The organism is Pseudomonas sp. Mn2068 (assembly GCF_049319725.1).
In the GTDB taxonomy this organism is placed as follows: domain Bacteria; phylum Pseudomonadota; class Gammaproteobacteria; order Pseudomonadales; family Pseudomonadaceae; genus Aquipseudomonas; species Aquipseudomonas gingeri.
In genome coordinates this window covers 1-13439 of record NZ_JBMOUG010000008.1, presented here as the reverse complement: position 1 = coordinate 13439, position 13439 = coordinate 1, and the positions used below count along the sequence as shown (strand labels likewise).

The following is a 13439-nucleotide window of genomic DNA, read 5'->3' as shown; positions in this document are numbered from 1 at the left end:
GCACCTTGCTCGTTCAGCAAGAGCGTGTCGCAGGCAAGCCGGCTTCCACAAAAGCCTGCTCCCACGGGGAGAGCAGGCAACCAGGCCGATCAGTAGCGATAGGCGTGCGGCTTGAACGGGCCTTCGACAGTCACGCCGATGTAGTCGGCCTGGGTCTTGGTCAGTTGGGTGACCACGCCACCGAAGCCGCGGACCATTTCCAGGGCCACTTCTTCGTCGAGTTTCTTCGGCAGTACTTCAACGGTCAGGCGCTCGGCTTTCTGGGCTGGCGACAGGTCGGCGTACTTCTGGCCGAACAGGAAGATCTGGGCCAGGACCTGGTTGGCGAACGAACCGTCCATGATGCGGCTCGGGTGACCGGTGGCGTTGCCCAGGTTCACCAGGCGGCCTTCGGCCAGCAGGATCAGGTAGTCATCGTTCTGTGGATCGAAATCGCCGTGGCCGGTGCGGTGGATCTTGTGCACCTGTGGCTTCACTTCTTCCCATGCCCAGTTCTTGCGCATGAAAGCGGTGTCGATTTCGTTGTCGAAGTGACCGATGTTGCAGACCACGGCGCGCTTCTTCAGGGCCTTGAGCATGTTCGCGTCGCAGACGTTGACGTTGCCGGTGGTGGTCACGATCAGGTCGATCTTGCCCAGCAGGGCCTTGTCGATGCTGGCTTCGGTGCCGTTGTTGATACCGTCGATGAACGGCGAAACCAGTTCGAAGCCGTCCATGCAGGCTTGCATGGCGCAGATCGGATCGACTTCGGAAACCTTGACGATCATGCCTTCCTGACGCAGGGACTGGGCCGAACCCTTGCCCACGTCACCGTAGCCGATGACCAGCGCCTGCTTGCCGGACAGCAGGTGGTCGGTGCCACGCTTGATGGCATCGTTCAGGCTGTGACGGCAGCCGTACTTGTTGTCGTTCTTGCTCTTGGTCACCGAGTCGTTGACGTTGATGGCCGGGATCTTCAGTTCGCCCTTGGCCAGCATGTCCAGCAGGCGGTGTACGCCGGTGGTGGTTTCTTCGGTGACGCCGTGGACTTTTTCCAGGACGGCCGGGTATTTCTTGTGCAGCAGCTCGGTCAGGTCACCGCCGTCGTCGAGGATCATGTTGGCATCCCAGGGCGCGCCGTCCTTCAGGATGGTCTGCTCCAGGCACCACTCGTACTCCTGCTCGGTTTCACCTTTCCAGGCGAACACCGGGATACCGGCGGCGGCGATGGCGGCAGCGGCCTGGTCCTGGGTCGAGAAGATGTTGCAGGACGACCAGCGAACTTCGGCGCCCAGGGCAACCAGGGTTTCGATCAGCACGGCGGTCTGGATGGTCATGTGGATGCAGCCGAGGATCTTGGCACCCTTGAGCGGTTGCTCGGCCAGGTACTTGCGACGCAGACCCATCAGGGCCGGCATTTCCGATTCGGCGATGATGGTTTCACGACGGCCCCAGGCAGCCAGGGACATGTCGGCGACTTTGTAGTCGGTGAAATCTGCAGGCGTGTTGACAGCGCTCATGAAGAGCCTCCATTCGTAGTATGCGAATGGGCGCCGTTGTGCGTTTAGTGTCCGTGCAGGTGAACCTGAGCGAACAACGCCCCATCCGAGCCTGACAGGTCGAACCTGCTGCAGCGCCCCTCGGACAGGTGGCGGGAAAACGGTATCAAGAGAAGATGACCGTTTGAAACGGCGGTGATTATAGCGGGCCGGGACCGACTTCCCAAGGGTTTCTGTCGGTTCGATGAAGATTGCTCATGGCGACCATAGCCCGACGCTCATAGAGCTTGACCCTGTGGTCTGCCATGATAGGTGGCATCAATGGCAAGACGGTCAGGAGAACGCATGAATTTCCATACGCGCAAGTGGGTCAAACCCGAAGACCTCAACCCCAACGGCACCCTGTTCGGTGGCAGCCTGCTGCGCTGGATCGACGAGGAAGCGGCGATCTACGCCATCGTCCAGCTGGGCAACCAGCGCGTGGTGACCAAGTACATCTCCGAGATCAACTTCGTCAGCGCCTCGCGCCAGGGCGACATCATCGAGCTGGGGATCACCGCGACCGAATTCGGCCGCACTTCCATCACCCTGACCTGTGAAGTGCGCAACAAGATCACCCGCAAAAGCATCCTCACCGTGGAGAAGATGGTCTTCGTCAACCTGGGTGAGGACGGCCTGCCGGCTCCCCACGGGCGTACCGAGATCAAGTACGTGAAAGACCAGTTCAAGGACGACGGGGCCGACGAGAACTGATCGACGGACGTACTGAACAGCCCTGAACCCCCAGTGTCGTAATGACACACACCTCGGGTTCAGGAGCTTCATGGGCACGCAAAAAGACGGCAAGACTCCGGACCTGTCCCCGGCGGAACAACAGGATGTCACGCGCAACCAGCCGCCTCGGGCTGCCGTGTTGCACGAGATCATCCGCCTCCAGGGCAACCAGGAACTGGAGCGCAGTGTCGCCGCGCTCTGGTGGTCGGCACTGGCCGCCGGCCTGACCATGGGCCTGTCGCTGATGGCGATGGGATTGCTCAATTCCCGGCTGCCGGATGGCGAGGCCTTCAAGGTGATCGCCAGCTTCGGCTACTGCGCGGGGTTTCTCGCGGTCATCCTGGCCCGCCAGCAGTTATTCACCGAAAACACCCTGACGGCCGTGCTGCCGGTGATGAGCCGGCCGACCCTCGGCAACTTCGGCCGGCTGTTGCGGCTGTGGGGCGTGGTGTTGCTGGGCAACCTCTGCGGCACCCTCCTGGTGGCCTATGTGATGCTGCATCTGCCGATCTTCGACAGCAAGACCGACCTGGCCTTCCTGGAGATCGGTCGCAAGGTGATGGAGAACGAGCCGCCGCAGATGTTCGCCAAGGGCATCGTCTCCGGCTGGATGATCGCCACCATGGTCTGGATGATCCCCTCCATGGAGAGCGCCAAGATGTGGATCATTATCCTGATCACCTACCTGATGGCGCTGGGGGATTTCACCCATATCGTCGTCGGCTCGGCCGAGGTGTCCTACCTGGTCTTCGCCGGCGAGCTGTCCTGGCGCGAATTCTGGCTGCACTTCGCCGGCCCGACGCTGGGTGGCAATATCATTGGCGGCAGCTTTATCTTCGCCTTGATCAGCCATGCGCAGATTCGCAGCGAGAGCGGCGTGCCCAAGGGCCAGGCAGCGCCCGCTCCTAGCCGGAGACGCCCACCGCCTGGATCCGGCGACGCTGCAGGAAAATAAACAGCAGCGCCGCCAGCAGGGTGACGCAACCGCTCAAGGCCCCGGTCCATGGCAGGTCCGCCAGGTCGATCCCGCTGCCGACCACCAGCCCGCCGATCCACGCCCCGCTGGCGTTGCCCAGGTTGAACGCGCTCTGGTTGAGGGTCGAGCCCAGGTTCGGTGCCTCGTGGGCCTGGTCGATGATCAGCAGTTGCAGGATCGGGCACAGGGCAAAGGCGAAGATCCCCCACAGGACCAGGGTGATCGCCGCCGGAATCAGCGAGCGGCTGGTCTGGCTGAATGCCGCGAGCACCAGCACCACCGCCAGGGCCATGCCCACCAGCGAAGGCAGCAGGCGGCTGTCGGCCAGGCGCCCGCCGAGCATGCTGCCCGCGGTCAGGCCGACGCCGAACAGCAGCAACATGATCGTCACGCCGTGGGGACTGACGCCGGTGACGTCCTGCAGGATCGGCGCGATATAGGTGAAGACGCTGAACAGGCTGGTCGAGGCCAGCACGCTCATGCCCAGCGCCAGCAAGACGTTGGTCTTGCCCAGAACGCGGAATTCGCTGGCGAGGTTGGCCTTGTCCATGGCGATATGTTTCGGCAGCCAGATCCACTGGGCGATGGCCGCGATCACCCCGATCACCGACACCGCCCAGAACGTCGAGCGCCAGCCGGCGTACTGTCCCAGGGCCGTGCCCAGAGGTACGCCGAGGACGTTGGCCAATGTCAGCCCGGTGAACATCATGGCAATCGCCTGGGCCCGCTTGTTGGGGGCGACCAGCCCGGCCGCCACCACCGAACCGATGCCGAAGAACGCCCCGTGGCACAACGCCGTGACCACCCGTGCCGCCATCAGCGTGGCGTAGTTCGGGGCCAGTGCGCAGAGCACGTTGCCCAGGATGAACATCATCGTCATGCCCAGCAACGTGGCCTTGCGGGGCATGTTGGCGGTGCCGATGGCCAGGATCGGTGCACCGAAAACCACGCCCAGGGCATAGCCGGTGATCAGCAGGCCGGCGTGGGGAATGCTGACGGCGAGGTCGCGGGCGACATCGGGCAGCAGGCCCATGATGACGAACTCGGTGGTGCCGATGCCGAAAGCGGCGACGGCGAGGGCAAGCAAGGCAAGTGGCATGCGCTTTGATCTCGGGCAGTGGGTTCGGGCGTGCGCACACGACTGTCCGGGCCGTGACCGATCGGGCAGAAGCGAATAGTTATTGGAATGGGTTTTTGCGCATTGAGTGCGGCGTGGTGGCTTTAGTATAAACAGCTGTTGAAATATGACGAATCAATTCTCTTCATTCGAACAAGGAGTGTGCCGTGCTGGCGACGGCTCTGGTGCTGGTCGCGGCAGTCCTGCATGCGGCATGGAACACGCTGATCAAGTTCAGCGGCGAACGCCTGCTGGTGGTGGCCTGCATGGACAGCGTGGCGTTGCTGTTCGTCCTGCTGATGCTGGGGTTCGTCACGCTGCCGCCGGCCGGGATCTGGCCCTGGATCATTGCCTCGGCCCTGTTCGAACTGCTTTATCGCTACCTGCTGATCCAGGCGTATCGGGTCGGTGACCTGGGTCTGGTCTATCCGCTGATGCGCGGGCTGTCGCCCCTGGTGGTCCTCGGTTTGACCCTGGTGTTTGCCGGCGAGTCCCTGACCACGCAGCAGATCCTCGGCATCCTGCTGATTCCCTGCGGCATGCTCTGCCTGCTCTGGCAGGGCGGTGGCGGGGATCGCCTGCCCTGGTCGATGTTGCCGGTGGTGTTGCTGATCGGCCTGTGCATCGGTGGCTATACCTTTGTCGATGGTCAGGCACTGCGGCGCTGGCCGCACCCGCTGGACTACCTGGTGTGGATGAGCCTGCTCAGTGCCTGGCCTTACCCGCTGGTGGCGCTGACCCGCCGTCGTGCCGCCTTTGCCCGGTTCTGGCGCGAGCAATGGCGACTGGGCCTGGGCGTCGGGTTCTGTGTGTTGTTCAGTTATGCGCTAGTGTTGTGGGCGATGCAGTTGGGCTCGATTGCCGAGGCGGCGGCGTTGCGCGAAATCAGCGTGATCCTGGTGGTGCTGTTCGGCATGCGCTACCTGAAGGAACCGTTCGGCCGGCCCCGGCTCCTGGCCTGCGGGCTGGTGCTGGCCGGCATGCTCATCATGAAAATCCAATAAGAAGGGACTGTGTTATGATTCCAGCGTTCTGGTGTGTATTGATCGCGATTTTCCTGCCGTACCTGTGCACCGGCATCGCCAAGTTCAGCGGCGGCAAGTTCGGCCCCCGGCAGAACCATGATCCGCGGGCCTTCCTGGAAACCCTCGAAGGTTTTGCCAGGCGGGCGCATGCGGCGCAATTGAACAGTTTCGAAGTGACCCCGGCCTTCGCGGCGGCGGTGATCATTGCGCATATCGCCGGCAATGCCTCGCTGGTGACGATCAATGTGCTGGCGGTGCTGTTCATCACCAGTCGCCTGCTGTACATCATCTGCTACCTGGCGGACTGGGCTGCCTTGCGCTCGCTGGTGTGGTTTGTCGGGATGGCACTGATTGCGAGTTTCTTCTTCGTCTCGATCTGAGAGGCGCGGCCTTCAGGTCATGGGGCGCCTGTTCGATCGTTATCGCGGGCAAGCCGGCTCCTGCACAGGTTTGTGTCGTGCACAAAATCCATGCTCGACGCTGTACTGTAGGAGCCGGCTTGCTGGCGAAGGCGCCAGTTCAGGCACCAGAGCCATCAGCTCCCGATATCGGCTGTCTTGGGCAAGGCCATGCCTTTCGGCCACAACATCCAGATATTGCCCTTCTGCTTCATGTCCCCGGCCAACTGCCCGGCGGCATCGCCGGTGCCCCAGAACAGGTCGGCGCGTACTTCGCCGGCAATGGCTCCGCCGGTGTCCTGGGCGGCCACCGGACGGACCAGGGCGCTGCCATCCGGCCGGGTGGTCGACAGCCACAGCAGGCTACCCAGCGGAATCACCTTGCGGTCCACCGCCACGCTGTAGCCGGCGGTCAGCGGCACGTTCAGCGAACCGCGCGGACCCTCGTTGCTGTCCGGGTTGCGGGCAAAGAACACATAGCTCGGATTGCTGCCCAGCAGCTGCGGGATACGCGTCGGATGGGCCTTGGCCCAGGCGCTGATGCTGCCCATGGTGACGTCTTCCTTCTTCAACTCACCCTGTTCCACCAGCCAGCGGCCGATGGCGCGATAGGGGTAGCCGTTCTGGTCCGCGTAACCGATGCGCAACTGCCGGCCATCATCCAGGCGGATGCGACCGGAACCCTGGATCTGCAGGAACTGCAGGTCCATCGGGTCGGTCAGCCAGGCCAGCACCGGAGCCTTGACGCCCTGGGTGGCGATCAGCGCGGCATCGTCATAGGGCTTGATCACCCGGCCTTCCAGGCGTCCGCGCAGGCGCTTGCCCTTGAGCTCGGGGTAGAGGCTTTCCAGTTGGACGATGATCAGGTCGTCGGGCACGCCGTAGACCGGCACCGTGGCCTTGGCGGTGCGGGTCAGGCTGCCGGGATAGACCGGTTCGTAGTAGCCGGTGATCAGCCCGTCGGCACTGTTTTCGGCGGAGCGTAGCCCGTAGACCTCGAGGTTCTGCTGGAGGAAAGTGCGAATGGCGGCGGGTGTATTCGCGACATTGGCGGCAGTGGAGCAGGTCGCCGCCCAGTTGGCATCGTTCTTCAGCCGGGTACAGGCACTGCGCCAGGAGGCAAAACCGGCCTGCAGGTCGGCATCGGAAACATCCGGCAAGGCCTTCCAGTCCGCCTTGACATAGGTGGTCACCGCCGGTGCAGGTGGTTGGTGGTCCTTGCCATTGCAGCCGGCGAGCAGGGCCAGGGCGAGCATGCTCCAGCCCAGGCGTTTGAAAGTGGTGTTCATCAACAAGCGTATTCCTTGAGTCACTACCCGTTCAGTCTCTGTTCAGGTAGTCCATTCAAATAGTAAGGGTATTGGCCCTTGGGCCTATTGGTCTTTGATGTCGAGGCGAGGATACTGGCCGCCGTCTCCCGTGACCTGAAGCCATCATGACTCTTAAAAGACTTTCCGTTGTATTGCTGGCCTGCCTGGCCCTCGGTGCCTGTGGCGGCATTGACCCGAATTCGCCCCTGGGTCAGCGCAAGGCCATTTTCAAGCAGATGCTCAAGACCAGTGAGGACCTGGGTGGCATGCTGCGTGGGCGCATCCCCTTCGACGGTCCGAAGTTTGCCGAGGGGGCGAGCAAACTTGACGGGTTGTCCCATGAGCCGTGGCAGCATTTCCCGCAGGTCAAGGAATCGGAGCATACCAGTGCCAAGGCCGATGTCTGGCAGAAGCAGGCGCGTTTCCAGGAGCTGGCGCGCTCGCTGGAAGGGGCTACCGGCCAACTGGTGATCGCCAGCCGGGTCCAGCCCTACCAGGCGAGCATCCTCAGGCCGGCAGTGGAGAAAGTCGAAGACGCCTGTGATGCCTGTCATAAAGAGTTTCGCGATCACTGATCGGTAACGGGCGCCGCTGGCCGCAAAGTCCGGTCGCGAATCACTTGTCCAGCTCATCCAGCGCGTCCTGCAGTTCCTTGCGGGACTCGGCCAGCTTGTCCTTGCGTTTGTTGATCTTGTCCGGATCGCCCTTTTTCATTGCCTTGTCGAGGTCGGCCTGGCGACGGCTGACTTCGTGGCGGGCGTCGAGGACCTTGTTTTCCCGCTCCTTTTTCAGCGAGGCGTCGGTGCAATGGGTGGTTACTTCGGCCAGGGCTTTTTCCAGGCCGGCCTGCTGGTCGCTGTTGCCCTGGGCCCTGGCGATTTCCAGCTGGCTGCCGATGGCCTGGCGCTTGGCGGCGCAGCCGGTCAGCTCGGGTTGTTCTTCGGCGGCCAGGAGCGGGGCGGCCATGACGCTGCACAGGGTGAAAAGAGCCAGCGGTGAGAGAAATTTCATGAAAAGCTCCGTGTAGAAAAAAGACTGAAAAAACACACTATGAATAAATAAAGCCAATCCGCCTTTATGACAGGCCCGGATTAGCCGGCAATTATGTCCTCAAAATCCATCGACCCCGGCGGTACTTAATGATTCAGCCAGGGCCATCACCTGCGGGTCGCGGAAGAAAGCGCTCAGTTGCGCGGCCCGCCCGGGCCCGATTCCCGGTTGCGCCTGCCAGTCCTCGGCGGTTCGACTGGCCAGGACCTGCCAGGGGCCGGTCAACCTGACGCCGGCGGTCGCCGGCAGCCCCAGCGCCTTGAGCCAGCGTTCGAAGGGGCGTTGCCGAGCCACCTGGACACTGTCGAGCCATTGTCGGCTGCGGCTCGGACCGAAGCCTGCAATGTTAGCAAGCTCGCGGGCATCGAGGGTCAGCCAATCGAGCAGGGACTGCAAACGACCTGCGTGAATCAGCGTCTCCCAGGTGCCGCGCCCCAGGTGCGGCAGCGCCAGGCCCTGCTTGCCACTCAGCCAGATCAGGCGAGCGAGGAACTGGCTTTCGCAGCCCGGGCTGTTTTGCCAGCAGCTCGCGGCATGGAAAGCATCCGGGTCGGGGACGTCCAGCGGCTCTCGCTCGATGCTGCGCCAGGCCACGCCTTCCAGGCGCGGGATGGTCAGGCCCGCCAGGCTGATGGTCACCTGGTCGCCTGGACGGATATCCAGTGCCTGCCAACGTTGCAGGGAGCCGACGCTGATCCGCCTGATCTGTCGATCATCCAGCCGCACAGGCATCAGATCGAGCATCGGCGTGATCCGTCCGGTGCGGCCGACCTTGAAACTGACCTTGCGCACATGGGCCAATGCCCGGGCATGCGGGTATTTCCAGGCGACGCTCCAATGGGGCGGCCGGGCTTGCCAGCGTCGCGCGTCGGGTCGCTGGCTCTGGCGCAGCACCACGCCATCGCTGGCAAAGGGCAGCGGCTGGCGAAACCAGTACTCGCGCCAGTCCCGGGCCTGGGCAAAGTGGCTGATCGGTCGGCTGTAGGTTTCGCTGTCGGTGAAGCCGAGGGCGCTCAGGCCGCGCAGGCGTTCGAGCTGGGTGGACGGTCCGTCGGGCCAGTCCCAGACAAACAGGCCGATACCTTCCGCTTCATCGGCGCTCAACTGGTGTCGTGCCATCAGTCCCGCGACCTTGCCGCGGGCATTCAGGCTGCCGTTTTCGGCTTGTACATGGTCGACCAGGCGCCAATACAGTTCGCCCTGCAGCACCAGGTCCAGGGGCTGTGGCAGTTGCGCCGGGATGGCGGCGATCCTGCGGGCACTGTCGGTCCAGTCCTGGCCCTTGAGTCCATCGCCACGGCTGATGGCCTGGTGCAGCCGGCCTTGTCGATAAACCAGGGTCACGGCCACGCCGTCGACCTTGGGCTGAATCCACAGGTCCTGGCGGCCCTGCACCCACTCCCGGACCGCCTGGTCGTCCGGCAGCTTGTCCAGTCCGGTATGGGCCGTCGGGTGGGCAACGGTTCCGCGGGCCTTGAGCAACGGGTTGTCCGCCTGCCCGGGCGGCAGGGCGAAACATCGGCGCCACTGGGCCAGGGTCTGGCGGGATTGATCGTAGAGTTCGTCGGCCACTGGCGAAATGCCCTGGCGGTGGTAGAGCTCGTCCCAGCGCGCCAGTTGCTGTTGCAGGGCGTCGGCCTCGCGTCGGGCGCGTTCCGCCGGCCAATCCGGGCATTGGCCGGCATAGGCGTTGAAACACCAGACAAGAACTGCCCAACCAGTGAAGACACGCATGCCGGAGCATCCTTGCTCGACTTAAAAATACAGCCTAGATCAGTCCGGGCATAAAAAAGCCCCGCCGCAGGCGAGGCTTTTTTACCGCGTGTGTCGCCTTACTTGAACAGGCCGCCGAGCGCCTTGATACCGGCATCAACCGCCTGGGCCTTGGGGTCCTGGGCCGCTGTCGGGGTTTGTGCGACCGGCTGCGGCGCCGCGGCTACCTGGCCATTGAGCTGCGTGCAGCTCTTGGAAGCATGGTCCATCGCCAGTTGCAGGCCGCTGGCCTTGAGGCTGTCGCCCTTGGCCTTGGCGGTGTTGATCTGTGTCTGCAGGTCCTGGATCTGTTTGGTGCAGCCGCCGGAGTTGGCGGTGGTGCCCGCTGCGGGCGTTGTCGCGCCGCCGGTCAGTTGCGATGCCAGGTCGCCAAGCGCACTCAGGTCGGCGGCTTGTACGGGAATAGTGAACAGACCCAGCAGAATCGCGGCGGGCGCGAAGACGGAAGTACGCATGGCAAACCTCAATGTTCGATTGCCGACGGCCAAGGGGCTCTCGAACAGGCGTCGCGCAATATCCAAGTAGGGGAAAAGGTCCGAGAACGCGAAATATTAGGAAACATGATCGGCTCGTGCAAGATTTTGCACCCATGAAAAAGCCCTCCCTGGCGGACCAGGGAGGGCTTTTGTGACGCAGGCGACATTACAGGCCGGCAGCAGCTCGCAGAGCCTCTACACGGTCGGTCTTTTCCCAGGTGAAGGTGGTGAAGGTGTCGTTGCCGACGGTCTTCTGCTGCGGGGTACGACCGAAGTGGCCGTAGGCCGCGGTTTCCTGGTACATCGGGTGCAGCAGGTCGAGCATGGTGGTGATGGCGTATGGACGCAGGTCGAAGATCTCGCGGACCAGCTTGATGATCTTGTCATCGCTGATCTTGCCGGTGCCGAAGGTGTTCAACGAAATCGAGGTCGGTTGCGCGACGCCGATGGCGTAGGAGACCTGGATTTCGCAGCGGTCGGCGAGGCCGGCGGCAACGATGTTCTTGGCCACGTAGCGACCGGCGTAGGCCGCGGAACGGTCGACCTTCGATGGGTCCTTGCCGGAGAACGCGCCGCCGCCGTGACGGGCCATGCCGCCGTAGCTGTCGACGATGATCTTGCGACCGGTCAGGCCGCAGTCGCCCACCGGGCCACCGATGATGAAGTTGCCGGTCGGGTTGATATGGAACTGGGTGTCCTTGGTCAGCAGTTCGGCCGGGATGACGTGCTTGACGATCAGTTCCATCACGCCTTCGCGCAGATCGCTGTAGGAGACGTCAGGGTTGTGCTGGGTCGACAGGACGATAGCGTCGACACCAACCACCTTGCCGCCTTCGTAACGGCACGTCACTTGCGACTTGGCGTCCGGACGCAGCCACGGCAGCACGCCGGATTTGCGAGCTTCGGCCTGGCGCTGCACCAGTTGGTGCGAGAACGCGATCGGAGCAGGCATCAGTTCCGCGGTTTCGTTGCTGGCGTAGCCGAACATCAGGCCCTGGTCACCGGCGCCCTGGTCTTCCGGCTTGCTGCGGTCAACGCCCTGGGCGATGTCCACGGACTGCTTGCCGATGATGTTCATCACACCGCAGGTGGCGCCGTCGAAACCGACGTCGGAGCTGTTGTAGCCGATGTCGAGGATCACGTTACGCACGATGTCTTCGAGGTCGACCCAGGCCGAAGTGGTCACTTCGCCGGCGATGATGGCAACACCGGTTTTCACCAGGGTTTCGCACGCGACGCGGGCGAACTTGTCTTCGGCGATGATGGCGTCCAGCACCGCGTCGGAGATCTGGTCGGCGATTTTGTCCGGATGCCCTTCAGACACGGACTCGGAGGTGAAAACGGAATATTCGCTCATATCGATGGTTTTCCTGAGTTTACCGATGTTGAGTGGCACCAGCCGGTCGCTGAAAGTGGCGAACCTGGATCTGGAAACCATTACGTAAGCCTACATAGAGGCTGTCCCCGGGCATGAGCCCCGCAGCAGTGGCCCAACGGGCCAGATCTTCCTGTTCGAACCCCAACCAAAGATCACCGCAGGCCTCCCTGGCCCAACTCTGGTTGTGGCTGCACAACTCTGTTACCAGCAGACTGCCGCCCGGTCGCAGCAGGGCGGCCATCTGCTTGAGGGCCTCGGCCGGCGCGGCGAAATGGTGCAGGACCATGTTCAGGACCACGCAGTCGGCCTGGATACTGTCGTCCAGCAATGCATCGGTCAGCTGCAGGCTGACATTAGCCAGTGATTCGCGTTCGCACAGCTGGCGCGCTAGCTCGAGCATCGCCGGGCTGTTGTCCAGTGCCGTGACCCGCTGGAAGCGCCGCGCCAGGTCTGGCAGGAAGCCACCGTCGCCGGGGCCGACTTCCAGCGCCGTGGCTTCGGGGCCGAAGCCGAGCTTGTCGAGCAGCGCCAGGATGCTTTCGCGGTACTGCGGCAAGCCGGCGATCAGATCCTGCTGGGCCCGAAACTTTTCCGCGACCCGCGAGAAGAAGTCCTGGCTGGCGGCCGCGCGTTGGCCGTGTACCAGGGCGATGCGCGCTTGCACGTCGGCCGGCAGCTCAAGGCTGTCGACTTCATCGAGCAGGGCGGCATGCAGCTTGCCGCCGGGCAATTCGGTGTGGGGCAGGGCGCGACGGTAGAAAATCGCGTTGCCTTCACGACGGGTGGCCACCAGGTCGGCCTGGGCCAGCACCTTCAGGTGATGGCTCATGCCGGACTGGCCGATGGCGAAGATCTGCGCCAGCTCCAGCACCCCGAACGAATCATTGGCCAGGGCCCGCAATACATTGAGACGCAACGGGTCGCCGCCGGCCTTGCACAGGGCGGACAGTTCGTCGCAATCATCAGGACGCAGGGCAGGTGCACGTAGATTCATAAGGCCAGCAGTCTAGATGACGGTCGCGGCGCCTCGCAAGATCAATATCAAAAAGTTTTGATATTGCACGATAAATGGCACTTTCCCGTGCGCCTTTGTCTCTACAGACGAAGCGCGGAAAGGTTTCACCCGTGCAATGCGCAACTATCGGCAGGAAAAACGTGGTCGAGCGACTATCTGTCATTGCCCCCTGGCGGTGCCTGAGGGAAAATGCTCGCCTTTTTTCCGTTTCGTTTTATTTACTTTCAATTGAACATCCTCCAGGAGATCAGCGATGCCCAGCCGTCGTGAGCGTGCCAACGCCATTCGTGCCCTCAGCATGGATGCCGTGCAAAAAGCCAACAGCGGCCATCCGGGTGCCCCGATGGGCATGGCGGATATCGCCGAGGTGCTTTGGCGCGATTATCTGAAGCACAACCCGAGCAACCCGTCCTTCGCCGACCGTGACCGCTTCGTCCTGTCCAACGGCCATGGCTCGATGCTGATCTACTCGTTGCTGCACCTGACCGGCTACGACCTGTCCATCGACGACCTGAAGAACTTCCGCCAGCTGCACAGCCGCACTCCGGGCCACCCGGAATACGGCTACACCCCGGGCGTGGAAACCACCACTGGTCCGCTCGGCCAGGGCCTGGCCAACGCCGTTGGCTTCGCGTTGGCGGAAAAGGTGCTGGGCGCGCAGTTCAACCG

At 63.0% G+C, this 13439-nt stretch carries 14 protein-coding genes and 1 riboswitch; of the genes, 6 read left to right on the top strand and 8 right to left on the bottom strand.

Translation table 11 applies throughout. The features are described 5' to 3' along the window. Window positions 1-89: 89 nt before the first annotated feature. Entirely contained in the window at window positions 90-1499 is a 1410-nt protein-coding gene (gene ahcY / locus ACL9RJ_RS18910) for an adenosylhomocysteinase (protein WP_177087024.1), read from the bottom strand. A gap of 21 nt (window positions 1500-1520) precedes the next feature. Next, window positions 1521-1627: riboswitch (S-adenosyl-L-homocysteine riboswitch) on the bottom strand. A 196-nt stretch (window positions 1628-1823) separates the two neighbouring features. On the opposite strand from ahcY, the gene ACL9RJ_RS18905 reads away from it, so the two are divergent. Further along, a complete protein-coding gene (locus ACL9RJ_RS18905; protein WP_017124812.1) occupies window positions 1824-2231 on the top strand; it encodes an acyl-CoA thioesterase in 408 nt (135 codons plus the stop codon). A 70-nt stretch (window positions 2232-2301) separates the two neighbouring features. After that, entirely contained in the window at window positions 2302-3207 is a 906-nt protein-coding gene (locus tag ACL9RJ_RS18900) for a formate/nitrite transporter family protein (RefSeq protein WP_422765548.1), read from the top strand. Here the strand turns inward: ACL9RJ_RS18900 and ACL9RJ_RS18895 are convergent. Next, entirely contained in the window at window positions 3158-4327 is a 1170-nt protein-coding gene (locus ACL9RJ_RS18895) for an MFS transporter (RefSeq protein WP_177107842.1), read from the bottom strand. The two genes, ACL9RJ_RS18900 and ACL9RJ_RS18895, sit on opposite strands and share 50 nt — an antisense overlap. 185 nt (window positions 4328-4512) lie before the next feature. On the opposite strand from ACL9RJ_RS18895, the gene ACL9RJ_RS18890 reads away from it, so the two are divergent. Both ACL9RJ_RS18890 and ACL9RJ_RS18885 read left to right on the top strand, forming a co-directional pair. Then, window positions 4513-5349 (top strand): EamA family transporter, encoded by an 837-nt coding sequence (locus ACL9RJ_RS18890; protein WP_177087018.1) that lies wholly within the window; start codon window positions 4513-4515, stop codon window positions 5347-5349. A gap of 14 nt (window positions 5350-5363) precedes the next feature. Beyond that, a complete protein-coding gene (locus ACL9RJ_RS18885) occupies window positions 5364-5750 on the top strand; it encodes an MAPEG family protein (protein ID WP_422765547.1) in 387 nt (128 codons plus the stop codon). 155 nt (window positions 5751-5905) lie between these two features. Here ACL9RJ_RS18885 and ACL9RJ_RS18880 read toward each other — a convergent pair whose 3' ends face one another. Beyond that, a complete protein-coding gene (locus tag ACL9RJ_RS18880; RefSeq protein WP_212810234.1) occupies window positions 5906-7057 on the bottom strand; it encodes a murein transglycosylase A in 1152 nt (383 codons plus the stop codon). Between the two features lie 146 nt (window positions 7058-7203). Here ACL9RJ_RS18880 and ACL9RJ_RS18875 point away from each other — a divergent pair, with 146 nt between their 5' ends. Further along, window positions 7204-7653, top strand: coding sequence for a c-type cytochrome (locus ACL9RJ_RS18875; protein ID WP_042934790.1), 450 nt, complete (start codon window positions 7204-7206; stop codon window positions 7651-7653). Window positions 7654-7693: 40 nt separating this feature from the next. Here the strand turns inward: ACL9RJ_RS18875 and ACL9RJ_RS18870 are convergent, their stop codons facing one another. The 5 genes from ACL9RJ_RS18870 to ACL9RJ_RS18850 form a co-directional block, all read right to left on the bottom strand. After that, window positions 7694-8089, bottom strand: a complete 396-nt coding sequence (locus ACL9RJ_RS18870; RefSeq protein WP_017124805.1) for a DUF1090 domain-containing protein — start codon at window positions 8087-8089, stop codon at window positions 7694-7696. Between the two features lie 99 nt (window positions 8090-8188). Beyond that, complete coding sequence (gene ligB / locus ACL9RJ_RS18865) at window positions 8189-9862, bottom strand: NAD-dependent DNA ligase LigB (protein WP_103032489.1); 1674 nt, start codon at window positions 9860-9862, stop codon at window positions 8189-8191. Window positions 9863-9960: 98 nt separating this feature from the next. Further along, on the bottom strand, window positions 9961-10356 hold the full coding sequence (locus ACL9RJ_RS18860) for a DUF1090 family protein (protein WP_422765545.1): 396 nt from the start codon (window positions 10354-10356) through the stop codon (window positions 9961-9963). A 187-nt stretch (window positions 10357-10543) separates the two neighbouring features. Further along, entirely contained in the window at window positions 10544-11734 is a 1191-nt protein-coding gene (metK, locus tag ACL9RJ_RS18855; protein ID WP_017124802.1) for a methionine adenosyltransferase, read from the bottom strand. Window positions 11735-11753: 19 nt separating this feature from the next. Then, window positions 11754-12749: an ArsR/SmtB family transcription factor gene (locus ACL9RJ_RS18850; RefSeq protein ID WP_017124801.1), complete on the bottom strand. Its 996-nt coding sequence runs from the start codon at window positions 12747-12749 to the stop codon at window positions 11754-11756. A gap of 274 nt (window positions 12750-13023) precedes the next feature. On the opposite strand from ACL9RJ_RS18850, the gene ACL9RJ_RS18845 reads away from it, so the two are divergent. Beyond that, window positions 13024-13439: transketolase (locus ACL9RJ_RS18845; RefSeq protein ID WP_422765544.1), on the top strand; the 416-nt coding region annotated here is incomplete at its 3' end.

What these genes read in the sequence shown, in the direction of transcription:
- ahcY (WP_177087024.1), bottom strand. Translation starts at nt 1,499, where the DNA reads ATGAGCGCTGTCAACACGCCTGCAGATTTCACCGACTACAAAGTCGCC.
- ACL9RJ_RS18905 (WP_017124812.1), top strand. Translation starts at nt 1,824, where the DNA reads ATGAATTTCCATACGCGCAAGTGGGTCAAACCCGAAGACCTCAACCCC.
- ACL9RJ_RS18900 (WP_422765548.1), top strand. Translation starts at nt 2,302, where the DNA reads ATGGGCACGCAAAAAGACGGCAAGACTCCGGACCTGTCCCCGGCGGAA.
- ACL9RJ_RS18895 (WP_177107842.1), bottom strand. Translation starts at nt 4,327, where the DNA reads ATGCCACTTGCCTTGCTTGCCCTCGCCGTCGCCGCTTTCGGCATCGGC.
- ACL9RJ_RS18885 (WP_422765547.1), top strand. Translation starts at nt 5,364, where the DNA reads ATGATTCCAGCGTTCTGGTGTGTATTGATCGCGATTTTCCTGCCGTAC.
- ACL9RJ_RS18880 (WP_212810234.1), bottom strand. Translation starts at nt 7,057, where the DNA reads ATGAACACCACTTTCAAACGCCTGGGCTGGAGCATGCTCGCCCTGGCC.
- ACL9RJ_RS18875 (WP_042934790.1), top strand. Translation starts at nt 7,204, where the DNA reads ATGACTCTTAAAAGACTTTCCGTTGTATTGCTGGCCTGCCTGGCCCTC.
- ACL9RJ_RS18870 (WP_017124805.1), bottom strand. Translation starts at nt 8,089, where the DNA reads ATGAAATTTCTCTCACCGCTGGCTCTTTTCACCCTGTGCAGCGTCATG.
- ligB (WP_103032489.1), bottom strand. Translation starts at nt 9,862, where the DNA reads ATGCGTGTCTTCACTGGTTGGGCAGTTCTTGTCTGGTGTTTCAACGCC.
- ACL9RJ_RS18860 (WP_422765545.1), bottom strand. Translation starts at nt 10,356, where the DNA reads ATGCGTACTTCCGTCTTCGCGCCCGCCGCGATTCTGCTGGGTCTGTTC.
- metK (WP_017124802.1), bottom strand. Translation starts at nt 11,734, where the DNA reads ATGAGCGAATATTCCGTTTTCACCTCCGAGTCCGTGTCTGAAGGGCAT.
- ACL9RJ_RS18850 (WP_017124801.1), bottom strand. Translation starts at nt 12,749, where the DNA reads ATGAATCTACGTGCACCTGCCCTGCGTCCTGATGATTGCGACGAACTG.